This is a genomic window from Rhodococcus sp. NPDC057529, assembly GCF_042802055.1.
Lineage (GTDB): Bacteria > Actinomycetota > Actinomycetes > Mycobacteriales > Mycobacteriaceae > Rhodococcus_F.
Genome location: NZ_JBHVEY010000025.1, coordinates 51,843 through 74,602, shown reverse-complemented (window position 1 = coordinate 74,602; position 22,760 = coordinate 51,843). Strand labels below are relative to the sequence as shown.

Here is a 22,760-nt window from a genome sequence, read left to right as displayed (position 1 = left end):
TCGGTGGTCAGAAAAGGCCGGTGGTGGGTGGTTCCTCGCCGGTCAGGTGGTATGCCCCCGCGATCGCCTGCTTCCACTGCCGCGGGTTGTGATTGGCGGCGGTGCGCGCGTTGCGCCAGTGCCGGTCGAATCCGAGGTCTCGATTGGTGATGGAGCCACCGCCCACGTCGAAGAGCAGTTCCGCAGCGTCGAGCGCGGACTCGATTGCGATCGCACTCGCGTGCGCGACGTGGACCGCGGCAGCAGCACCGGCGGTGCGTGCGGCGGGCCCGGTGAGGCCCCGGACACCTTCCAGTGTCTCGGCTGCCAGCAGCACGACGGCCCGCGCCGCCTGGGCGCGGCCGGCGATCTGCCCGATTGTCTGCCTCACATAGGGATCCTCGACGCTGGTGTCCGCGGAGCTGTGCTTGATCGGCCGGGCCTTCTCCCGCACGTACCCGACCGCGTCGTCGAGGGCTCGCGCGGCCACACCGGCCTGTATCGCCGCGAGATAGCACTGCGCGAAGCTGCCGGGCCACGGGTTGTCGGGCCGGGCCTGGCCGGGAAAGGTCACCTCGTCGTCGGATACGCGCACGTTGGTCAGGCGGGTGGTGCCACTGGCGGTGAGCCGCTGACCGACGGCGTCGAAGTCGTCGAGCCGTTCGACTCCCTCGCGGTCGACGGGCACGGTGAATCGAACCACCGTCCCGTCCTCGGCGAGTGCCTGGGTGGAGAACCAGGATGCGTACAGCCCACCGGTCGAGTAGTACTTCTCGCCGTCGACCACCCAGCCCGCACCCTCACGCCGGGCCGTCGCATTGACCTGCCCGCTCGCGCCTCCGGTTCGCTCATTGCTCGTTCCGGCGAACAGATCCCGGTTGCGCAGCCGCGTCAGAATCACGTCGCGGTGCGGCAGATCGGGCCGGCTCGATACCTGCTCGGCGACGAGGAAACTGCTGCGCAATGCCTGCGCCACACTGGAGTCGGCGCGCGAAACTTCGATGACGACGTCGGCCACATCACGCAGCGAACCACCAGCACCACCGTCCTCCCGGGCGACGCCGACCAGCGCGATCCCCGCGTCCGCGAGTGCACGGACCTCACCGAAAGCGTAGTCGCGCTCGTTCTCCCGCGCCCCGGCGGTATCACCCAGACGGCGCAGGACGGGGCGGATTGCGGCGCGGATGCCCGCCACGGTGAGTCCGGCGACCGGCGTCGCTTCGATCGACTCGTGTTCCGGGTACACAGCGGTCATGACAACGCCTCCACGGTGTCGCGCAGGCCGAGGCATGCCCGCAGCGTCGGTCCTGTCGAGGCGGACAGCGTCACTTCGGCGCGCCCGATCAGAACGACGTCGTCGCGCTGTCGGCCGGCCTGCTCGAGTCCGGCGGTCAGAGCGAGGTCCGCGCCCGCCGACTGCCCGCGGTCGACGATCACCGCGTCGGCGGACCGTGCCACTACCGCCCAGCCGAGCACGTCCGGGTCGGCGACGACGACCGGGCGTCCCTGCACGGACGACGGTCCGTCCAGCGGCGCCGCGACCCGATAGAAGCGGCCTTCGTGGTCGATCGCCCGGACCAATGCATCGTCGACGACCAGTGCGCGTTCCTGGTCCCCGATCAGCGCGTCCCGGGGGAAGGATTCCCACAGGCGCGTGAGGATCTCGGCGTATTCGGACCAGCGCTCCACCGGTCCGGCGGCGGCCGGGTCCGGCACGGTGGCCGCACTCACCTCGTAGCCTGCGCCGGGGCGCAGGACCACACCGACCCGGCCGGCAGTGGCGCGGTCGAACGACACACCGGCCACGCTCGGGTCGATCGCACGACGGCCACCAGCAGTGTCCAACAGGCGCAGCGCGGCGACGCCGGCCTCCTGCGCCGCCTCGGTGACCGTGACCGCCGCGGCGGGCGAGACGGGGTCGAAGCGGTCGGGCTCGTCCCCAGCGAGTGCGTCGCCGACGGCGATGTCGATCAGGATCGGGGTACTCATGTGTTGCCTCTTCTGGTTTCTCAGACTGTTCAGCGAGCGGCTTCGAGAGGTCCGGGGTCCCACACCCCGGCCGATACGTCGGGGACGTCGAGACCGAGGTGCTCACGCAGGGTCGTTCCGTCGTACTCCGTGCGGAAGAGACCGCGCCGCTGCAGCTCGGGGATGAGGTGGTCGGCGAAATCGTCTAAGCCGGAGGGCAATACGTCGGGCATCACGTTGAACCCGTCAGCGGCGCCGTAGTGGAACCATCGCTGGATGTCGTCGGCGACCTGCTCGGGGGTGCCGACCACGATGCGGTGCCCACCACCCCCCGACAGCTTCTTCAGTAGCTGTCGCAGGGTCGGGTTCTCCCGGTCGATGATGTCCTTCACGACCCGGTTGGCGATCGACGTGTAGTGGTCGATCGTGTAAGTGGCCAGGCCGTCGGTGCCGGGGAACCGCCACGATCCACCGAAGACCCCGGCGTTGAGGATATTGACGTTGATGTGAAGCCGGCCGCTCACTCGGTGGTCCCTTCATCGGCGACGGGTGTGGATCGATCGGATCACTGTCGTCGAAAGGCCGTGGAATGGGAATGGTTCGAATCGTGCAGATTCACTGGAGAGACCCTTAAGCGCGCACCACACCCGCGAGGCCGTCCTACGCAATTGATTGATTACACGACGGACATAGTGCACCGGGAGTCGGACAATCACCATCCCGCCTACACGATTCTTGTTCCATCGTTCATTTGTTCTTCAGATTCAGCGTCGGACCGCGTGTAGGCCGGAGGCGAAATAGGTTGAACCAGAGACGATTATGCAGTCTCGGTCTGCGTCGTGTCGGTGGAGCTTGGCTCATGGTGAATCTATTCGTAGGAAAAGCCTGTGCCCGAGCTTATCTTCTACATCGAATCAATCCTCGGGAGTGACCGGCCAATCGGGAACCGACGACCACATCCACCGCGAGAGAGAGGAAATGCCGTGAGTGGCAGAACCACGCACCGGGAGGCGCGAGCATGAGCGTCTTCGGCAACATGCGCCTGACGAAGAAGGTGTCCACCTGGTCGGCCTTGTTGGTTGCAGCGCCGCTGGTGCTGGCCGGGTGCGGCAGCGGTAGCGATGACGACGGGGCGGTGACTTTCCGCTTCGCCAATTCGCCCACCGCCCTGTCGCTGGTCAGGATCGCTGACGAATTGGGGTATTGGGACAACGCCGGGGTCCGTCCGGAGTACGTCGGGCCTGCCACGGCTGTGCCCGCGGTGCAGCTGCTCGATCAGGGCGCGATCGACATCGCGACGGGCATGTTCAACAACGACATCGACGGGAAGGTGAAGGGCTTCAAGTTCACGGCCATCGCCTCGAGCATGCTCGACTTGCCCGACATGCCTCACATGGCCTACTTCACGAAGGCGGGTTCGGACATCACGAAGGAGAACCTGAAGGCGATCGAGGGCAAGACGATTGGTCTGTCAGGGTCCAACAGTTGCACAGACCTGGTGATCAAGCGCTACCTGCAGAACAACGGTGTCGACCTGAGCAAGGTCAACTTCCTCGAGCTCAAGAACGAGCTCATTGCACCCGCGATCGAGAGAGGCGAGGTCGACCTCGGGGTCTTCCACCCGCCGCTGGTCGGTGTGCTGCAGAGCCAGCCGGACAAGTTCACCCAGGCCTTCACGTCTTTCGAAGACTGGGGCCCGCTGGGTGGCCAGGCACCGTATGTCGCGAGCAACGCATGGCTGCAGAAGTACCCGGACGCGGCGCGTGCGTTCGTGGGCGTGATCGCGAAGACGGCCAACTGGGCCAACGCTCACCCGAAGGAGTCCGCGGAGATCGCCGGCAAGACAACGGGATACCCCGTGGAGCAGACCACAAACTGGCACTACGCACCCAACGCGCTGCTCGACAAGGCGAGCCTGCAACTGTGGTGGGACCTCGTGGAGGAGGTGGGTGAACCGCTGCCGGGCTCGGAGAATCTGAAGCCCGAAGACGTTGCGACCAATGCCTTCAACCCCTACGCGAAGTCCGCAGACCTTCTGGAATCCCAGGAAGACAACACGGAGATCGTGACCGAAGAGCAGAACGACGGGATCTTCAAGACGCACCTTGTCGACATCGAGGGCCTCGAAAAGTGATCCGGCGCCATCCGCACCCGACAGGAAGTCACACGACATGACTCAACAAGTGCTAGCTGAACGAATCGAGCAGGACGCGGGGCCGATCGCACCCCGTGCCCACGGTACGGACTGGAAGATCGAGGCCAAGCGCGTCGCCAAGATCTATCCGAAACCGGGTTCGAGGTCGACCAAGGACGCCACCGCAGTCCTCGACGGATTCGACCTGCAGATCAAGAGCGGCGAGTTTCTCTCCCTCCTCGGACCGAGTGGCTGCGGCAAGTCGACGTTTCTGAACATCCTCGCGGGCTTGGAGACTCACAACGGCGGAGCCGTTCTCGTCGATGGCAAACGAGTCGAAGGCGTCAACAAGAACGTCGGCGTCGTCTTCCAGGGTTACGCCCTGTTCCCCTGGCTGACGGCGCAGAAGAACGTCGAGGTCGGTCTCGAGATCCGCGGCGTCCCCAAGGCGGAACGCCGGGCGAGGGCCGCCAAGGTGCTGAAGACGGTGGGCCTGGAAGCCGCCGCCAACCGGCTTCCTCACCAACTCTCCGGTGGTATGCGTCAGCGGGTCGCGATCGCGCGCGTTCTCGCATACGAACCCGACATCCTGGTGTTCGACGAGCCGTTCGCCGCCCTCGATGCGCAGACGCGGGAGTTCCTGCAGGGCGAGTTGCTGCGTATCTGGGAATCCGGTGACACGAAGAAGACGATCCTCTTCGTCACCCACTCGATCGACGAGGCCATCTTCCTGTCGGATCGGATCGCGGTCATGACCCGTGCACCCGGCAAGGTGAAGACGCTGCTGGACGTCGAGCTTCCGCGGCCCCGGGACAGCGACTCCCGCAACTCGGTGGAGTTCGCGCACATCCGGTCGCGCGTCGCACGCGTCCTCGAGGAGGAGGTGCACATTGGCAACGACGATCACTGAGCCCGCACGCGTCGAGGAACACCTGCTGGACGAGGATCTCACTCCGCCCAAGGCGCCCAACCCCTGGCTCGTGAAATACGACAGAGTGATCTACGGAATCATCGGGCTTTCAGCCTTCTTGGTGCTCTGGTGGTGGATCGTTGATTCCGAGTACGTCAGCGCACTGTATCTCTCGAAGCCACAGGATGTGGCCACGGCGTTCGTCGACGGACTGACTGACGGCACGTTGCGCTCCGAGATCTGGCCGAGTGTCGAGCGTGCGCTGACCGGATTCGCCATTGCGCTCGTGGCGGGCATCACCCTCGGCATCGTCGTCGGATCGTTCCGGATATTCCAGAAGCTCGCTGAACCGCTCCTGCTGTTCTTCCGGAATCTTTCGCTGCTCGCGCTCCTGCCGGTCTTCGTCGTGTTCCTCGGAATCGGCGAGGAGTCCAAGGTGGCCATCGTCGTGTGGGCCTGCTTCTGGCCGATCTTCATCAACGCGGTCGGAGCGGTCGGGGGTGTGGAGCGCATCCTGCTGAATGCGGCCCGGACACTCGGAGCCGGGCGGGTGTACATTTTCAGCCGCGTGGTTCTTCCGGCGGCGATCCCGGCGATCTTCCCGGGGATCCGTCTGGCTGCTGCGAACGCATTCACGGCTCTCGTCGCCGCCGAGCTCGTCGGTGGTGCGCAGGGTCTGGGTATCTACATCAACAACGCCGCGTTGCGTTACCAGACCCCGCAAATGTATGCCGGCATCCTCACCCTCGGTCTCATCGGAATCCTCGTCAACGGCGTGCTCACCGGCGCCGAATGGCGACTGACCGCATGGCAGCGAGGACTGACGAACAAGTGACGAACACGCGAGTCCGCACCGCCGTCCGCAACGGTCGGTAGATCGTCGTCAGCTTTTCCGTGCACCCATGAACCCCGCACCCATGAACCCGGCACCCAGGAACCCGGCTCCCGAGTTCCTGGGTGCCGGTCGTTCCGTGTCGAAAACCTCTGAGAGTGGAGTGAGTGGTCAGATGCAACGCGCAAGTCACCGCAGCCGTGTCGACGCAACGGTGGTTCTCAACCGGCGCCGCGTCCTCGGGACCGTCGCCGTGACGCTCGCGGCCGTGACAGGGTTGGTTGGTTGCGGGTCGGACACACAGGTCGATTACGAGACCGCCGGGGGTTCCGGGGATTCGCTTCTCGTCTACGTCGGCGCCGGCGACGACCGCGAGATCGTGGAGTACGCGGTCGAGAATCTTCTGCCGGCCTCGGCGAAGGTCGAACTCGTCGACGCGTCGGAAGATTCCAACGAGAAGGTGGCCGCCGGGGACGGCGACCTTTCGTTCTATCAGCACATCCCCGCGTTCGAAGCCGATCTCGGCACGCATGCGTACGACAATCTGAGCATTGTGTCGAAGGTGAATGTCGTTCCATACGGCCTGTACTCGTCGAAATGGACGGATGTGAAGGACACCGAGAGCTGGGTGAACGTGGGCCTGGTGGCGGACGAGGTGACCGGGCGGAGTCTTCCCCATGGCTCGCAGGTCGTGCTCCCCGCGACTCCGACGGGTTTCGCGCGGGGACTCCATCTGCTGCAGAGCGCGGGGCTGGTGAAGCTGGACCGCCCGTTCGGAGGTACCTCGGCGGTGGATCTCACGATTACCCAGGCGAACGTGCTGGACTCGCTCCGGCACCTGACACTCCTGGGACTCGGCTACGACGACTACCTCCAGTCGCTGTACGACAACTACGACGCAGTGGTCCTCAACCCGGATGACGCGGCATCCATCGGTCTGACGCCGGCGGACGACGCGCTCGCGATCGAACCGGGCCCGGGGAATCCCTATGCGCATGTGCTCGTCGCGCCGTCGAGGTTGGCAGGCGACCAGCGAGTGCTCGAACTGGCACGTGCGCTGGAAAGCCCGGAACTGGCCCAGTTCCTGGAAACGAAATTCCGGGGCGCGAACATTCCGGTGGCCGCCGCGGAGAGCAACTGACTCACGGTCAGGGACCTGTCGACAGTGCCGATACTCTAGAGGGCCTCGTAATCGAAGGACGCCAGCTTGGGTCCGTGGGTGCCCTCGAACCGAACCGTGACCTTCCATTCTCCGGCGGTCGGCACGATCAACCCGTCGCTGATCCAGGTGAGTCCGTCGCCGTCGGGTCCGGTTCTGGTGAGTTCGACCGGCATCCGTGCGACATTGGCGACGGCCGAGGAGAGTTCGACGTCCACGTCGGGCAGCGCTGCGCCTGCGGCGAATCCCGCATCCGGGGTCCGGAACCGGACGGTCAACGTCTGGGGGCCGCGGCGAACGGTGTCGATCTCGACGTCCAGGATCTCCGACGCACCGAAGTTCAGCTCGGTGTGCACATTCGTGGTGTAGCTGTCCTTGGCGGGTGTGAGAGACGACAGCAATGACGTCGCAGCGAGGACTGCGACCGCGAGAGCGGCCTCGACGATCACGGTGCGCGAGCGCCGCGGGTTCTCACCGCGGTCACCGGCCGGGTCGGTCGCTCCGTGACGGTACCGACGGTATGTCAGGTAGCCGGCGACCACGACGAGCCCGACCAGTACGACTTTAACGGTCAGCACCAGTCCGTACGAGGTGCGAAACAGCGCCTCGACGGGACGGACCTGCAGGATCGAGAGGGTCAGACCCGTGACGGACACGAGCACCACATGGCCTGCGGCCACCCGATGCCATCGTTCGAGCTGCGCGACACCGTCGACTACCAGAGCCAGGATGCACACCCCGCCGAGCCACAGCGCGGCGGCGTATACGTGCGCCGCGGTGCCCAGGAACGCCAGCGGCCATCTTTCGGTGGACCCCCCGTGACCGCCCAGCGTGACCGCGGCCACCGCCGACGCCGCCTGGAGGTACCCGAGTGCGTCGGCGGTCCGGTTCGTCCCGGGCGGATACGCGAAGCAGGCGAGGTTCAGCACCACCGCCACGACGATCGCGACACCCAGCTGACTGCCCAGGACGGTTGCGACAGCCGACGCCGACGCGTCGGCCAGCCCGCCCGACTGCCCCGCAACCTGCACGATGAGTCGACCGAGCAGCCCGACGGTCAATACCGCTGTTCCCACCCGGTAGACCGTGCGAAAACGGCGGCCGCCCAGGGTGGTGGTCCAGACCCAGCGGCCGGCGATCATGAGGCCGGAAGACAGGACGACACCGAGGTACACCGCCGACTTGCTCGGATAACGGAGGTACTGCTCGACTCCGGTCGTTGTCGCACCGGCGTCGAGGGCGTGTCCGAACTGGGTGACCGAGCCCACCGTGAATCTGCTCGACAGCGACACCACGTGAGTGTCTGCGGAGATCACCCGCGCCGTAGCGAGATACGCCCCGTCGCCGATTGTTCCGTCGACCACGAACACGATCCGGCGGCCACCGTCCTCGACCCGGTCGGTCGCGACCGAGTGGCGGGCACCCGTGCTGTCGATCAGCTGCGCCGACCCCTCGACCAGCGTGACCGGCTCGCTCAACTCGAAGGCCAGTACCTCCGGCGACACGTCGACGTGCGATCCGTCGCCCGGAGCGGCCGAGACGATGGTGGCGTGGGCCGACGCGGGCGGCGCCCACCATACCGCCGCTGCCGTCGCAACGAACGCGAGTAGCCAGGAGAACGCAACAGCTCGCGTCATCGTGGCCGCGAATCGGCGATGGTCGTTCTGCACGAGCACCGGCGGGCTAGGTTCGGACATGACCCCGGCGCACGAGGGTGATCACCGCGATCGTGGCCCCCAGCGCGAGCACCAGCGCGGCCACCGCGATCGTGCGCCACAGCCACCCTGTCGAATCGCTGTCGGACGCGGCCACATGGGACGAACCGTCGGCCGATGCCGAATCTGCTGTGCCGCCGTGCCCGTCGCCGTGCGCACCCGCACCACCGGCAGCAAGCGTGACGACGGGAGCCGGGTGTTCGGGTTCGATGCCCGCGTTGACGGCAACCTCGTTCCAGGACACCACCGAACCGTCGCTGTAGATCTGCTCGGTGGGTAGCGGAACCGAGTCGACGTCCTCGGGCCACGGCCCCGCCGACAGGGTGAACACCCCGAATTCGGCCGCCTTCAATCCGTTCGCGGGATCCGTCACCTGCCATCTGACGCGTGACACCCGTTCCCCGTCGCCGGACTGCTCACGTTCGACCGTCGCCGTCCATCCCGGAATCGGCAGCGTCCGAGCCGAGGTCAAGTCGACGCCCTCGGGGACCGTGAGGGTCAGACCGTTTGTCGACGCGGCGTCCGACTCGGTGGGAACGATGAGGCGCACCAGGCCGTATCCGCCCTTCGACAGCTGTTCCGCGCCGTCGACGTGGACATGCGCCGCGGCAGGTGCGGCGAAGCCGAGCAGTGCCACGCCTCCGAGTGCCGTCACGGCTGCGATGCGGCGCGCAATCGCACTCCGCCGGCGACCGACGTTGACATTTTCATAGTTCGACATACTGGATCGACTCCCATTGACCGCGCGAGTTGGTTGCATATGACTGGTGTGTTTCGGGTGGGGAGTGCCGGCGAGACGCCGGACCGTCCGCGCGAACAGACACCGGAAACCGCTGAGTACCAACGATGCTAATGCCCCTCGCGGATGCGGCGGAGGGTTCGGATCGGCGTGATGGTTACTCGGGTTCGTGCCCACGGCAGGGACTGCGGAGGGTGGATGCGGCGACCGATCGGTGCGTGCGACAGCGCCGAATCCATTGGGAGCGAATAATTGTCGCTCGTCCATCCGCACTGCACGCCCGGAGCCGAACACGAGAGTCGAATCCGGACCGCGACCCGGGGTGCCTGTGTGAGGCAACCAGTGCGGGGCAGGGTGTGCCATGCTGAGAACGAAGTCTGACGAAGTCACGGGGGTGACATGACTGTTCACATACTGGTGCGGTCCTCAGGGAAGCGTGGATGGATGCTGCGGTGCGATCTGTGTGAGCACCGATTCGACGCTGCCGTCGCCGGTCGTCCGGAGGCGGTCGCCTTCGCACGCACCAACGGGTGGATCGTCGGTGAGGCGACGTGGTGCCCGATGTGCGCGGCCACCCACACGATCCGCCGGACCGCCTGAACCGCAGTCCGTCACCCTTTGCCCCGAACACAGTGGACGGTGCCGCCCGATGCCGCTGCCGAAAGTCCCACAGAAGGAGTTCACATGACGCAGGCCGCAACTCGACTCGCGGTGATCCCGCAGTCCGGATACACCGGCGCCGAGGTTCGCGGCGTCGATCTGACCCACGAGCTGACCGGCGACGAAATCCAGGCGATCCGCGCCGCACTGCTGAAGTGGAAGGTCGTGTTCTTCCGAGAACAGTTCCTCGACCACGACCAGCACCTACGTTTCGCGTCGTACTTCGGGAAGCCGACTCCGGCACACCCACTCTTCGACTCGATCCCCGACCCGAACCATCCGACGATCTATCCGATCTTCCGCGATCGCTTCAGATCGCGGGTCGCGTCCAGCGGCGGTTACGACAAGGTGCGATGGCACGCGGACGTCACCGCTGTGGTCAACCCGCCCTTCGCGTCGATTCTGCGCGCGGAGGTCCTGCCCCCGTACGGCGGCGACACCCAGTGGTCCAACGGCGTCGCCGCGTACGACGGTCTGTCGGCACCGATTCAGCGACTCGCCGACGAACTGCGTGCGGTGCACCGATTCGCGCCCGACGCCGGTTCGACGCCCACCGAGGACTACCTCCGCCGTGTCGAGCGGCGCCCGCTGGTCAGCGAACACCCGGTGGTGCGGGTGCACCCCGAGACGGGGGAGAAGGCCCTCTACGTCAACCCGGGCTTCACGCAGCAGATCGCCGGTGTGTCGGCCCACGAGAGTCGTCGTCTTCTCGGCCTGTTCTACGAAGAGCTGGCTCGGCCCGAGTACACGGTGCGGTTCAAGTGGGAGCCGGGGTCGATCGCGTTCTGGGACAACCGTTCGTCGGTCCATCTCGCGCCGAACGACCTCGTCACCGACGACGACCGTCGACTGTTCCGCATCACCCTCGAAGGTGACGTGCCCGTCGGACCGGACGCGCGCACGTCAGAGGCACTCGAGGGTGAACCCTTCGAGGCACAGTAATTCCGTCTCGGAACCACGACTCGAGGTGTTCGGCTCGAGCTGATTTCAACTGTGTCGCAATCGGTTGATTTCTGTATCGATCGGCGTCGCCGCAGTTGGCGGACACGCCGATCCTCTTTCCTGCAGATCGGTCTGCGATCGGCGAGACTGGGTACTCGGTCGTCGTCGGTATCCGGGCGGTATCGTCGCCGTCCGGCACGGGCGGAGTACTGGAGTCGATGTGCCCCCGAAACACGGTGGCCGCAAGGGGGAATCTCGTGGACATGTGGAACTACCTGCAGGGAAGGGGAGAGTTCCTCGGGTTCCTGACGTATCAGCACGCATCGCTCGCGTTCCAAACCGTGTTGGTCGGAACCATCGTCGCCGTAATCATCGCCATCGCGGTGCACCGCCTGCCGCTCTTCTCGGCCTTGACACTCACCACCAGCAGGGTCGCGTTGACGATCCCGTCCCTCGCATTGCTCGCCCTGCTGATCGTGCCGTTCGGGCTGGGTGTCGTGCCGTCGTTCATCATGCTGGCGTTCTTCGCGGCAATGCCTGTCATCGGCAACGCGATCGTCGGTCTGCGCTCGGTTCCCGATTCGGTCATCGAATCCGCACGCGGGATCGGGCTCTCCCGTCGACGCATCCTGTTCTCGGTGTCGTTGCCCATGGCCTGGCCGGTCATCCTCACCGGGATTCGGGTGTCGACTCAGATGGTCGTCGGTGTCGCCGCGATCGTGGCGTATGTTCTCGGGCCGGGACTCGGCTCGCTGATCTTCAACGGCCTGTCCCGACTGGGAGGGACGAACTCCGTGGAGATGGCATTGACCGGAACCGTGCTCATCGTCGTCATCGCCCTGGTGTTCGACGGCCTGCTCGTCCTCCTCGGGCGGCTCACCATCGCGAAGGGACTGTCATGACCGACGAGAAGACCGGGAGCGCCGCCGACACGGTGGCCGGCGAGCGCACGGTCACCGGTGCCTCCATTCGGCTCGACGGAGTGGTGAAGCAGTATCGTGGCCAGGCGAAGCCGGCCGTGCAGAAACTCGATCTCGATATCGAGGCCGGCCACATCGTCGCATTCGTCGGTCCGTCCGGGTGCGGCAAGACGACCACACTGAAAATGATCAATCGCCTCATCGAGCCGACCGAGGGACGCATCTTCATCGGCGACCGCGACGTCACCGGCGAAGATCCGGACAAGCTCAGGCAGTCGATCGGCTACGTCATCCAGTCGGGTGGCCTGTTCCCGCACTGGTCCGTGGCCAAGAACATCGGCGCCATTCCGCGGGTGCTGGGGTGGAATGCGCAACGCATCGCCGAACGCACCGAGTATCTGCTCGATCTCGTCGGACTCGACGCCGCCACGTTCCAGGACCGGCTCCCCAAGGACATGTCGGGCGGGCAGCAGCAGCGGGTCGGGGTGGCACGTGCACTCGCCGCGGACCCGCCGGTCCTCCTGATGGACGAGCCGTTCGGGGCGGTCGATCCGATCACTCGGGTTCGCCTGCAGGACAAACTGATCGCAATTCAGCACGAGCTCGGGAAGACGATCGTGATCGTGACACACGATTTCGAAGAGGCCACAAAACTCGGTGACAAGGTCCTGATCCTCTCCGAGGGCGGCCACATCGAGCAGTACGCGACGCCCGAGGAAATTCTGGCGAAGCCGGCCACCCCCTTCGTCGAGGAGTTCGTCGGGTCGGGTGCGACGCTCGCCCACCTGACTCTGTCGCGGGTGAAGGATGTCGAGCACGATCCGGTGGTGACCGCGAGAATCGGCGAGCCGTCTCACGAGGTCATCGGTCGCGCTCGGGCACAGGGCGCGACGTGGATCGTCGTCGTCGACGGCGACGGCCGGGCCCAAGCGTGGCCGTCGCTCGACGAAGTGGCCACCAAGGAGCGGGTGTCCGACTACGTCGACCCGCGTCTCCCGGTGGTGGCGCCGTCGTCCACGCTCAACGATGCGCTCGACTCCATGTTGGCCGCGAGCCAGGGCGGGGTGCTCGTCACCGACAGCCGAGGTGCGGTGACCGGTGCACTCACCATCGCGACGGTGATGGCGGTCATCCGTGGACAGCTGTCGGACGCGCGGGCCGGCGACGGGCACGTCACGTACACCGCGCACACCGAGGGCACGACCGCGTGAACCGGCTTCGTCGCCTGCCGATGGATGTGTGGTTCGAACCCCTTCTCATCGTCGTCCTCGGCACCGCATACATCCTGTGGTACCGGTCCACCACCCTGACGCCGACCGAGGAGGCGTCCCTGGGCTGGAGCAACCTCCGGACGACGATCCTCGACCACATCACGTTGACCCTGACGGCCACGGTCATCGTCGTCCTGATCGCCATACCCCTGGGAATCGTGCTCACCCGGGAGAAGGCCAGACCGGTCAAGCCGGTAGTGGTCAATTTCGCGAACGTCGGCCAAGCGGCGCCCGCCGTGGGTCTGATCGTTCTGCTCACCATGTGGCTGGGCACCGGATTCCGCACCGCGGTGGTCGGGCTCGTGGTCTACGCGATCCTGCCCATCCTGCAGAACACGATCGTCGGTATCGATCAGGTCGATCGACGAACCATCGAGGCCGCGCGAGGCATCGGCTTCTCGGGTCTGCGCACGCTGGTGCAGGTGGAGTTGCCGCTCGCCGTCCCCGTGATCCTGAACGGCGTCCGGACTGCACTCGTCATCCTCGTCGGCACGGCAACCTCAGCACGTTCATCGGCGCCACCAGCCTGGGCACGCTCATCACGACGGGAGTCACACTGTTCCTGCCGAAACTGCTCATCTCCGGGGCCATCCTGGTCGGACTACTGGCGTTGATCATCGACTGGCTCGGACGGTTGGTCGAGCTCGCCGCAACCCCGCGAGGAGTGGCATGAACCGGCTGCGACTTCGACTTGCCGCGACCGCGATCGCGGTCACGGTGTCTGCCAGCATGGCCTCCGGTTGCGGATTGGTCAGCTCCTCGGGCACGTTCCACGACGCGACCCTGCCCGGTGGCGATCGCCCACTGGCGGATGCCGCCCTCGTCGTGACGTCGAAGAGCTTCACCGAGGGGGTACTCCTCGGGAAGATCACCGCGACCTACCTGGCCGCGGCGGGCGCGAAGGTCACCGACCTCACGGGCGCGCCGGGATCCGCGTCCTCACGGCAAGCACAACTCAACGGTGACGCCGACATCCTGTGGGAGTACACCGGCACGGGGTGGGTGAACTACCACAGTGAGACGGAGACGATCTCGGATCCCGCGGAACTGTGGCAGCGAGTGCACGACGTCGAGCAGCGCGACCACGACCTCGAATGGCTGCCGCCGGCCAACTTCAACGACACGTACGCCTTCGCCGCATCGGCACCGACCGCCGAGCGGCTGGGCGTCACATCGCTCTCGGATGTCGCACGTCTGCCGGAATCCGAACGGACGTTCTGCGTCGACGACGAGTTCTTCAGTCGTGCGGACGGGTTCGTTCCGATGCTCGAAACCTACGGCATCCCCCTCAACGCCCCCGGTGGTGTTCCCTCGAGCAACGTCACCCGGATGGATGCCGGTGTGGTGTACACGTCCACGGCGCAGAGCGCACCCTGCAACTTCGGAATGGTCTACACCACCGACGGTCGCGTGAAGAACCTGAACCTCGAAGTCCTCGACGACGACCGCAAGTTCTTCCTGCCCTACAGCGGCACCGCGGTGGTGCGGGACGAGATCATCAATCGATATCCGGAGATCGCCGACCTGCTGGGTGTGGTCTCCGAGCGACTGACCGACGACTTGATGCAGGAACTGAACGGCCGAGTCGACATCGACGGCGAGGATCCCGCAGATGTGGCGTACGACTGGCTGAAGAGCGAGTCGCTCGTGGCGTGATCAGGGTGCCCACACAACACACCTAGGGTGTGTTCTCGCGCGCGGCGTTCCACGGGACTGTAGTGGCACCGGCTTGTCCGGCGCCCCTGTACAGATGGACCGAGCGTCCCGCCGTGAGCCCAGCGGCGCAAACACCCTGATTGGTGATTTGATGGAACACGCCGCACGAGCGACCTACCGTGAGCATCGATCGGATCCGTTCCCGCTGTCTGCGGCACAACACGGGCTGTGGTTTGCGCAGCAACTCGCCCCGGACGTGCCGATCTGCATCGCGCAGTACGTCGACATTCGTGGGTCGCTGGACGTCGAATTGTTCCGTGAGGTCGCGCTCGTTGCGGGCCACGAGTACGAGTCGGTGTTCCTGCGTCTGATCGACGTCGACGGGGAGCCACACCAGGTGATCGATCCGCCGGCCGACGCGGCCATGGGCGTCGTCGACTTCCGCGGCGCATCCGACCCGATGGCAGCGGCCGAGGCGTGGATGCACGACAACTACACGGCGCGAGTAGATTTCGAACACGACCACCTGTGCGAGTCTTCCCTGCTGTGCATCGGTGACGATCGGCACGTGTGGTACAGCCGGATCCACCACGTCGCCCTCGACGGATATGCGGCGATGACGCTGGTCAACCGTGTCGCCGCCCTGTACACCGCGGCGGTCGAAGGCCGTTCTCCCGAACCGAACCGTGCCGCGGACCTGCACACCCTGCACCGCCTCGAAGAGGACTACCGGGCATCCCACCGGTTCTCGTCCGACCGTGACTACTGGGCCGAACGCCTCCACAGGCGAACGAACGGGGCCTCCCTGACCGATGTCGAGGCTCCCCCCGCCGCGCACAGCCTGACCGTGCGCACGGCGTTGTCGCCCGATACCGTCGCCCGGCTCGAGGACACCGGCGGCCGGCCCGGCGCGACGGCGGCCGCCGCGCTGATCGCCGCTTTCGCCTGCCATCTCTCGCGCCGGACGGGACGCGAGGACGTCCTCGTCGACATTCCGCTGTCTGCCCGCACCACCGCCGTTCTGCGACGGTCCAGCGGCATGCTCGCCAACGTCGCGCCCCTGCTGGTGCAGGTCCGAGCCGGGGACACGGTCGGCGACCTCGTGGCCCGGGTGCAGCACGAACTGATGGGAGCGATGCGGCACCAGCGCGGCAACGTCGAGGACATCCTGCGTGACCTGGGTGTGTCCGCCGAGGCGCGCAGGATCTCGGGACCGATGGTCAACGTGATGCTGTTCGATCAGGACCTCACGTTCGGGTCGCTGACCGGAGACTTCCGGATTCTCACCACCGGTCCCGTCCCGGACCTGTCCGTCAACGTGTATCGCAGCGGCACCCCGGCATCGACGATCGTCGAGTTCGAGGCCAACCCGTACCGCTACCGCGACGACGAACTGCGGTCGCATCACGCCGCCGTCGTCGGGTTGATCGACGAATTGCTCGCCGCGGACCCCGGCACTCCACTCGCCGCGATCGGCGCGGCCGAGTTGGCTCGGTTGTCGCCGGTGGTGGGTGGGGGGTCGGCGCCGGAGGTGTCGTTGCCGGGGTTGTTGGCGGCGTCGGTGGCGGTGGTTCCGGATGCGGTGGCGGTGGTGTGTGAGGGGCGGCGGTTGACGTATCGGGAGTTGGATGAGGCGTCGAATCGGTTGGCGCGGGTGTTGCTGGAGGTGGGGGTGGGTGCCGAGTCGGTGGTGGCGGTGGCGGTGGCGCGGTCGGTGGAGTCGGTGGTGTCGGTGTGGGCGGTGGCGAAGACGGGGGCGGCGTTTGTGCCGGTGGATCCGCAGTATCCGGTGGGTCGGATCGAGCACATGGTTGCTGATTCGGGTGTGGTTGTGGGGGTGACGGTGTCGGGTTCGGTGGATCGGTTGCCGGGTGCGGTGCGGTGGGTGGTGCTCGATGATGTCGGGACGGTGGAGCGGTTGTCGTCGGTGTCGGCGGGGGCGGTGTCGGATGTGGATCGGGGTGCTCCGGTGCGGGTGGGTCAGGCGGCGTATGTGATTTATACGTCGGGGTCGACGGGTGTGCCGAAGGGGGTGGTGGTGACGCATCGGGGGTTGGCGAATGTGGTGGCGTCGCAGCGTTCGGAGTTCGGGGGAGGTGCGGGTGCGCGGGTGTTGCAGTGTGCGTCGCCGAGTTTCGATGCGTCTGTGTTCGAGTTGGTGTGGGCGGTGGGGATGGGTGGCCGGTTGGTGGTGGTTCCGCCGACGGTGTATGGCGGGGAGGAGTTGGCGCGGATTCTGGTGGGTGAGGGGGTGACGCATGCGGTGTTGACGCCGACGGCGTTGTCGTCGTTGGATCCGTCCGGGTTGGAGACTCTGCAGACGTTGGTGGTTGCGGGTGAGGCGTGTCCGGCGGAGTTGGTGGCTCGGTGGGCGCCGGGTCGGCGGATGGTCAACGCGTATGGGCCGACGGAGGCGACGATTATGTCGAATGCGAGTGAGTCGTTGGTGGCGGGAGGGTCGGTGACTGTTGGTGGTCCGGTTGTCGGGTTCGGTGAGGTGGTGTTGGATGCGCGGTTGCGGCCGGTGCCGTTCGGGGCGGTGGGGGAGTTGTATTTGTCGGGTCCGGGGTTGGCGCGGGGGTATCGGAATCGGGTGGGGTTGACGGCGGGGAGGTTTGTTGCGGATCCGTTCGGTGGTCCGGGGGAGCGGATGTATCGGACGGGGGATGTGGTGCGGTGGCGGGAGGGTGTGGGTGGGCCGGTGCTCGAGTATGTGGGTCGTTCGGATTGTCAGGTGAAGATTCGTGGTTTCCGCGTCGAACTCGGCGAAATCGATGCGGTGCTGACGCAGCATCCCCGTATTGCGTTCGCGGTGACCCTCGGTCGCACCGCCCCGTCCGGGGACACCGTCCTGGTGTCGTACGTTCTACCGTCCGGTGACGGCGAACCCGACGTCGCCGAGGTCACCGACCATGTGCGCGGCAGTGTGCCCGCGCACATGGTGCCCGCGACGATCGTGATCCTCGACGAGTTGCCCCTCACCCCGGTCGGCAAGCTGGACAGGCAGGCCTTGCCCACACCGGATTTCGCGGTGGTACGCACCGTCTTCCGTGCGTCGGACAGTGCGACCGAGCGGACCGTGGCAGATACCTTCGCCGACGTACTCGGACTCGATCGGGCCGGGCTCGACGACAACTTCTTCGACCTGGGCGGCAATTCGCTGAGCGCGACCCGCGTCGTCGCCCGTGTCAACTCCGCACTGGGTACCGGCCTGGGGGTCCGCGAGCTGTTCGAGGCACCCACGGTGGTGGGGTTCGCCGCCCGCGCCGACGAAGCAGATCGCCGCGTCGCGGCGCGTGCCGTACTCACCGGGGGCGTACGCCCCGATCGCCTGCCGCTGTCGCTGGCGCAGCAGCGGATGTGGATCGTCAACCAGGTCGACACGGCTTCGCCCGCCTACAACATTCCGATCGCGCTGCGCCTGTCCGGCGAACTCGACATCGAGGCCATGCGCGCCGCTTTCGAGGACGTCGTCGACCGGCACGAACCACTCCGCACCGTCTACCCCGGCTCCGCGGACGGCCCGCACCAGGTGGTGCTTCCCGTGGACCAGGTGACCCTCGACCTCACTCCGGTCACCGTGTCCGACGAAGCGGCGCTGCGCACCGAGCTGGTGTCACTGGCGTCGGCCGAATTCAACGTGCGCAGCGAGGTCCCGATGCGCATCGCACTCCTGCGGATCGGTCCGGACGAACACGTGTTGGCCCTGGTTCTGCACCATATCGCGGCGGACGGATCATCGATGGCGCCGCTGGCCCGCGACGTGATGATCGCGTACACCGCGCGTGCACACGGACATCCGCCCGCGTGGGCGCCGATGCCGGTGCAGTACGCCGACTTCGCGCTATGGCAGCGCCGCACCCTCGGCAGCGACACCGACCCGGACTCGCCCATCTCGGCGCAGCTGGACTACTGGCGCCGGACCCTCGACGGGATGCCCGAGCTGCTCGAGCTGCCGCTCGACCGCCGGCGACCCCTGCAGCGGTCCTCGCACGGCGCCACCGTGCCGTTCGCGATCGGCGCGGACCTGCACAGGAAGCTGTCCGACCTTGCTCGGAGTCATGATTCGACACTGTTCATGGTCGCGCACGCCGCTCTCGCCGTCCTGCTCGGTCGGCTGAGCGGTGCGACGGATCTCGCAGTGGGCACGCCCGTCGCCGGCCGCGGCGACGCGGCACTGGACGAGATGGTCGGCATGTTCGTCAACACCGTGGTGCTACGGACCGAAGTCGCACCCGAACGCTCCTTCACCGACCTGATGGCGCACGTCCGCGACACCGATCTCGGCGCGTTCGGGCAGACAGAGGTGCCGTTCGACCGGGTCGTGCAGGCGGTCGACCCGGTGCGGTCCACGGCGCACGCCCCACTGTTCCAGGTGCTGCTCGAATTCCAGAACACCGAGGAGAGCCGACTCGAACTGCCCGGTCTGACCGTCGAGGTCGTCGACGCCGGCGTCGAGGTCGCTAAATGCGACCTGTTCCTGACCCTCAGTGAGAACGTCGACGAAACCGGCGCGCCCGCAGGGATGTCCGCCGCATTCGGCTTCGCCACCGACGTCCTGGACGCGGGCACCGTCCGCGGCTTCGCGGATCAGTTCGTCCGGATCCTCGACGCGGTCACCGCATCGCCGGATCGCCCGATCGGCGACATCGACGTTCTCGGCGCGGCCGAGTTGGCTCGGTTGTCGCCGGTGGTGGGTGGGGGGTCGGCGCCGGAGGTGTCGTTGCCGGGGTTGTTGGCGGCGTCGGTGGCGGTGGTTCCGGATGCGGTGGCGGTGGTGTGTGAGGGGCGGCGGTTGACGTATCGGGAGTTGGATGAGGCGTCGAATCGGTTGGCGCGGGTGTTGCTGGAGGTGGGGGTGGGTGCCGAGTCGGTGGTGGCGGTGGCGGTGGCGCGGTCGGTGGAGTCGGTGGTGTCGGTGTGGGCGGTGGCGAAGACGGGGGCGGCGTTTGTGCCGGTGGATCCGCAGTATCCGGTGGGTCGGATCGAGCACATGGTTGCTGATTCGGGTGTGGTTGTGGGGGTGACGGTGTCGGGTTCGGTGGATCGGTTGCCGGGTGCGGTGCGGTGGGTGGTGCTCGATGATGTCGGGACGGTGGAGCGGTTGTCGTCGGTGTCGGCGGGGGCGGTGTCGGATGTGGATCGGGGTGCTCCGGTGCGGGTGGGTCAGGCGGCGTATGTGATTTATACGTCGGGGTCGACGGGTGTGCCGAAGGGGGTGGTGGGGACGCATCGGGGGTTGGCGAATGTGGTGGCGTCGCAGCGTTCGGAGTTCGGGGGAGGTGCGGGTGCGCGGGTGTTGCAGTGTGCGTCGCCGAGTTTCGATGCGTCTGTGTTCGAGTTGGTGTGGGCGGTGGGGATGGGTGGCCGGTTGGTGGTGGTTCCGCCGACGGTGTATGGCGGGGAGGAGTTGGCGCGGATTCTGGTGGGTGAGGGGGTGACGCATGCGGTGTTGACGCCGACGGCGTTGTCGTCGTTGGATCCGTCCGGGTTGGAGACTCTGCAGACGTCGGTGGTTGCGGGTGAGGCGTGTCCGGCGGAGTTGGTGGCTCGGTGGGCGCCGGGTCGGCGGATGTTCAACGCGTATGGGCCGACGGAGGCGACGATTATGTCGAATGCGAGTGAGTCGTTGGTGGCGGGAGGGTCGGTGACTGTTGGTGGTCCGGTTGTCGGGTTCGGTGAGGTGGTGTTGGATGCGCGGTTGCGGCCGGTGCCGTTCGGGGCGGTGGGGGAGTTGTATTTGTCGGGTCCGGGGTTGGCGCGGGGGTATCGGAATCGGGTGGGGTTGACGGCGGGGAGGTTTGTTGCGGATCCGTTCGGTGGTCCGGGGGAGCGGATGTATCGGACGGGGGATGTGGTGCGGTGGCGGGAGGGTGTGGGTGGGCCGGTGCTCGAGTATGTGGGTCGTTCGGATTGTCAGGTGAAGATTCGTGGTTTCCGTGTCGAACTCGGCGAAATCGAATCAGCCCTCCTCGGATACCCCGGTATCGACCACGCCGTCGTGCACACCAGCGGCGACCGATTGGCCGGCTACGTCGTCCCCGTCGCGGGATCGGATCTCGACACGTCCGCCGTCCTGGCACACGCCCGCGCGCGCCTGGCCCCGCACATGGTCCCTGCGACCGTGACGGTGCTCGACGCCGTGCCGGTGACCGCGAACGGGAAACTCGACCGCGCGGCCCTGCCGGAACCGGACTTCACCGCGGGGCGCGCCGAGTACCGGGCGCCGCGCAACGCGACCGAGGAGGTGGTGGCCGCCGCGTTCGCCGAGGGGCTCGGACTGGAGCGGGTCGGCCTCGACGACAACTACTTCACGCTCGGTGGCACGTCGCTCACCGCGACGAGCGTGATCGCCCGGATCGCCGAGTCTTCCGCGCGGGCCGTGCCGGTGCAGTGGATCTTCACCCATCCAACGCCGGAATCCCTGGCACACATGATCGTCACGGCACCGGAGGATCCCGGATCGGAGGATGAGGCCGACCGGTCACTGGACGTACTGCTGCCGCTGCGCACCACCGGAACCGGCAGCCCGGTGTTCTGCGTCCATCCGGCGATCGGGTTGGCCTGGTGCTTCACCGGACTGGTGCAGTACCTCGGCGATCGTCCCGTGTACGGGCTGCAGTCCCCGGCGCTCACCGACCCGGACCTGCATGTCGGCTCCCTGGAGAAACTCGCGGCCCGGTATGTCGACCGGATCCGGGCGGTGCAGCCGCACGGCCCGTACCACCTGGTGGGCTATTCGGTCGGCGGTCAGATCGCCCATGAGATGGCGGTGCAGCTCACAGGCGCCGGCGACGAGGTGGTCACGCTCGCGATGCTCGACACCCATCTGGCCGGAGGTCTCGATCGCACGGCCGAGAAGCCCACCATGGCAGCACTTCTCGCCGAGTTCGGCGCGGTGGTCCCGGATGACGGAGATGATGCGAGAACCACAGATCGTGCCGTGGAGGTGCTGCGGCGCACCGGCGGACCGTTCGCGGCCGTGACCGCGGGCGACCTCGAGGCCGTGCACCGGGTGTTCACGCAGACTGTGGACCTCACGCTCGCGCACCGCCCGTCGACACCGAGCGGCGTCGATCTGCTCTACTTCGGAGCGGCAGATTCCTTCGACGCCCCCACGGGAGTCTCCGCGTGGCGGCAGCACATCAGCGGCGAGATCCTCGTGCACAACGTTCCCGTGTCGCACCAGCAGATGACGAGTCCGGAAGCCCTCGCCGGCATCGGCCCCGTCCTCGCACACCACGTGATGATCGCCGACAAGGCGGCGCGCGTCGACGTGTCGTAACGGGTAGAAACGTCGACACCGGGCGGAGGTCAGCGCACCGTCCGCCGCAGCTACGAGGAGACTGCGGTGCCCGCGCGTCGGGCGGGCGTCCGGTCGTCGGCGAACATGGCCTCGATCCTCGACTTGATCTCCGCGGTGCTCATGGAGCCGCCGTGGCGGGGCGTCCGCGACACGGTGGGAGTTGCCGGGATGATCGAGACTGTCGCCATGCGTCCTGCTTTCGTCGGGTACCGATATGTGTGCCTCAGGGTCACGCCTGTGATCTGGTTCACATCGTGGCCGACTATGTTGTACACCACATACCCGGTCATGTGCCACTCGGCCGGGTGGCCAGGTGTCCGGGGACCGCAGCCGTGCCGTTCGGCGAACGAACAGGAAATCCGGCCCCGGTACAGTCGCCGGAATGGATGAGGAGGCGGGCCCGAACCGTCGACAGCTCCGGCTGGTGCAATCCCCGATCCGTCTGTCGCGCGAACAGGACGAAGAACTCCTCGCCCGGTCGGTGATCGATGCGCTCGCCGGTGGCCGGTCGTGGGAGCAGATCGGCACTTGGCTCGGTGTGGCCGCTCCGACTGCACACAGCGGTCCGG

General features: G+C 66.7%; 15 protein-coding genes and 2 pseudogenes. 11 read left to right on the top strand and 6 right to left on the bottom strand.

Annotation, left to right across the window (positions count from 1 at the left end; genetic code table 11):
* Nucleotides 1–7 precede the first annotated feature (7 nt).
* The 3 genes and pseudogenes from ACFU5V_RS35305 to ACFU5V_RS35295 form a co-directional block, all read right to left on the bottom strand.
* The gene (locus ACFU5V_RS35305; RefSeq protein WP_378440914.1) at nt 8–1,234 is read right to left on the bottom strand and encodes an acyl-CoA dehydrogenase family protein; all 1,227 of its coding nucleotides are present in this window, start codon (nt 1,232–1,234) and stop codon (nt 8–10) included.
* Complete coding sequence (locus ACFU5V_RS35300; RefSeq protein ID WP_378705018.1) at nt 1,231–1,968, bottom strand: hypothetical protein; 738 nt, start codon at nt 1,966–1,968, stop codon at nt 1,231–1,233. The genes ACFU5V_RS35305 and ACFU5V_RS35300 overlap by 4 nt, the downstream gene beginning before the upstream one ends.
* 29 nt (nt 1,969–1,997) lie before the next feature.
* A pseudogene (locus ACFU5V_RS35295) lies at nt 1,998–2,345 on the bottom strand (LLM class flavin-dependent oxidoreductase); the annotation flags it as partial.
* Between the two features lie 656 nt (nt 2,346–3,001).
* On the opposite strand from ACFU5V_RS35295, the gene ACFU5V_RS35290 reads away from it, so the two are divergent.
* The 4 genes from ACFU5V_RS35290 (at nt 3,002) to ACFU5V_RS35275 (ending at nt 6,964) form a co-directional block, all read left to right on the top strand.
* Nucleotides 3,002–4,081 carry an ABC transporter substrate-binding protein gene (locus tag ACFU5V_RS35290; RefSeq protein ID WP_378705016.1) on the top strand — a complete coding sequence of 360 codons (1,080 nt, stop codon included), beginning with the start codon at nt 3,002–3,004 and terminating at the stop codon, nt 4,079–4,081.
* Nucleotides 4,082–4,118: 37 nt separating this feature from the next.
* Nucleotides 4,119–4,991: an ABC transporter ATP-binding protein gene (locus ACFU5V_RS35285; RefSeq protein ID WP_378440908.1), complete on the top strand. Its 873-nt coding sequence runs from the start codon at nt 4,119–4,121 to the stop codon at nt 4,989–4,991.
* The gene (locus ACFU5V_RS35280; RefSeq protein WP_378705013.1) at nt 4,972–5,826 is read left to right on the top strand and encodes an ABC transporter permease; all 855 of its coding nucleotides are present in this window, start codon (nt 4,972–4,974) and stop codon (nt 5,824–5,826) included. Before ACFU5V_RS35285 ends, ACFU5V_RS35280 begins: the two co-directional genes overlap by 20 nt.
* 172 nt (nt 5,827–5,998) lie before the next feature.
* The gene (locus ACFU5V_RS35275; protein WP_378705010.1) at nt 5,999–6,964 is read left to right on the top strand and encodes a MetQ/NlpA family ABC transporter substrate-binding protein; all 966 of its coding nucleotides are present in this window, start codon (nt 5,999–6,001) and stop codon (nt 6,962–6,964) included.
* Nucleotides 6,965–6,999: 35 nt separating this feature from the next.
* Here the strand turns inward: ACFU5V_RS35275 and ACFU5V_RS35270 are convergent, their stop codons facing one another.
* Nucleotides 7,000–8,679 carry a CopD family protein gene (locus ACFU5V_RS35270; RefSeq protein WP_378705007.1) on the bottom strand — a complete coding sequence of 560 codons (1,680 nt, stop codon included), beginning with the start codon at nt 8,677–8,679 and terminating at the stop codon, nt 7,000–7,002.
* The gene (locus ACFU5V_RS35265) at nt 8,666–9,352 is read right to left on the bottom strand and encodes a YcnI family protein (protein WP_378705005.1); all 687 of its coding nucleotides are present in this window, start codon (nt 9,350–9,352) and stop codon (nt 8,666–8,668) included. Before ACFU5V_RS35265 ends, ACFU5V_RS35270 begins: the two co-directional genes overlap by 14 nt.
* A gap of 483 nt (nt 9,353–9,835) precedes the next feature.
* On the opposite strand from ACFU5V_RS35265, the gene ACFU5V_RS35260 reads away from it, so the two are divergent.
* The 7 genes and pseudogenes from ACFU5V_RS35260 (at nt 9,836) to ACFU5V_RS35230 (ending at nt 22,170) form a co-directional block, all read left to right on the top strand.
* Entirely contained in the window at nt 9,836–10,036 is a 201-nt protein-coding gene (locus tag ACFU5V_RS35260) for a hypothetical protein (RefSeq protein WP_378441427.1), read from the top strand.
* Between the two features lie 84 nt (nt 10,037–10,120).
* Complete coding sequence (locus ACFU5V_RS35255; RefSeq protein WP_378705003.1) at nt 10,121–11,038, top strand: TauD/TfdA dioxygenase family protein; 918 nt, start codon at nt 10,121–10,123, stop codon at nt 11,036–11,038.
* A gap of 263 nt (nt 11,039–11,301) precedes the next feature.
* The gene (locus ACFU5V_RS35250; protein WP_378705114.1) at nt 11,302–11,940 is read left to right on the top strand and encodes an ABC transporter permease; all 639 of its coding nucleotides are present in this window, start codon (nt 11,302–11,304) and stop codon (nt 11,938–11,940) included.
* On the top strand, nt 11,937–13,169 hold the full coding sequence (locus ACFU5V_RS35245; protein WP_378705000.1) for an ATP-binding cassette domain-containing protein: 1,233 nt from the start codon (nt 11,937–11,939) through the stop codon (nt 13,167–13,169). The genes ACFU5V_RS35250 and ACFU5V_RS35245 overlap by 4 nt, the downstream gene beginning before the upstream one ends.
* Nucleotides 13,166–13,902 (top strand): annotated as a pseudogene (locus ACFU5V_RS35240) (ABC transporter permease). The gene ACFU5V_RS35245 and the pseudogene ACFU5V_RS35240 overlap by 4 nt, the downstream one beginning before the upstream one ends.
* Nucleotides 13,899–14,885, top strand: a complete 987-nt coding sequence (locus tag ACFU5V_RS35235) for a glycine betaine ABC transporter substrate-binding protein (RefSeq protein WP_378704998.1) — start codon at nt 13,899–13,901, stop codon at nt 14,883–14,885. Before ACFU5V_RS35240 ends, ACFU5V_RS35235 begins: the two are co-directional and overlap by 4 nt.
* 151 nt (nt 14,886–15,036) lie before the next feature.
* Nucleotides 15,037–22,170, top strand: coding sequence for an amino acid adenylation domain-containing protein (locus ACFU5V_RS35230; RefSeq protein ID WP_378704996.1), 7,134 nt, complete (start codon nt 15,037–15,039; stop codon nt 22,168–22,170).
* 50 nt (nt 22,171–22,220) lie between these two features.
* On the opposite strand, the gene ACFU5V_RS35225 is transcribed toward ACFU5V_RS35230, so the two are convergent.
* On the bottom strand, nt 22,221–22,379 hold the full coding sequence (locus ACFU5V_RS35225; RefSeq protein WP_378704993.1) for a hypothetical protein: 159 nt from the start codon (nt 22,377–22,379) through the stop codon (nt 22,221–22,223).
* Nucleotides 22,380–22,760: the final 381 nt, after the last annotated feature.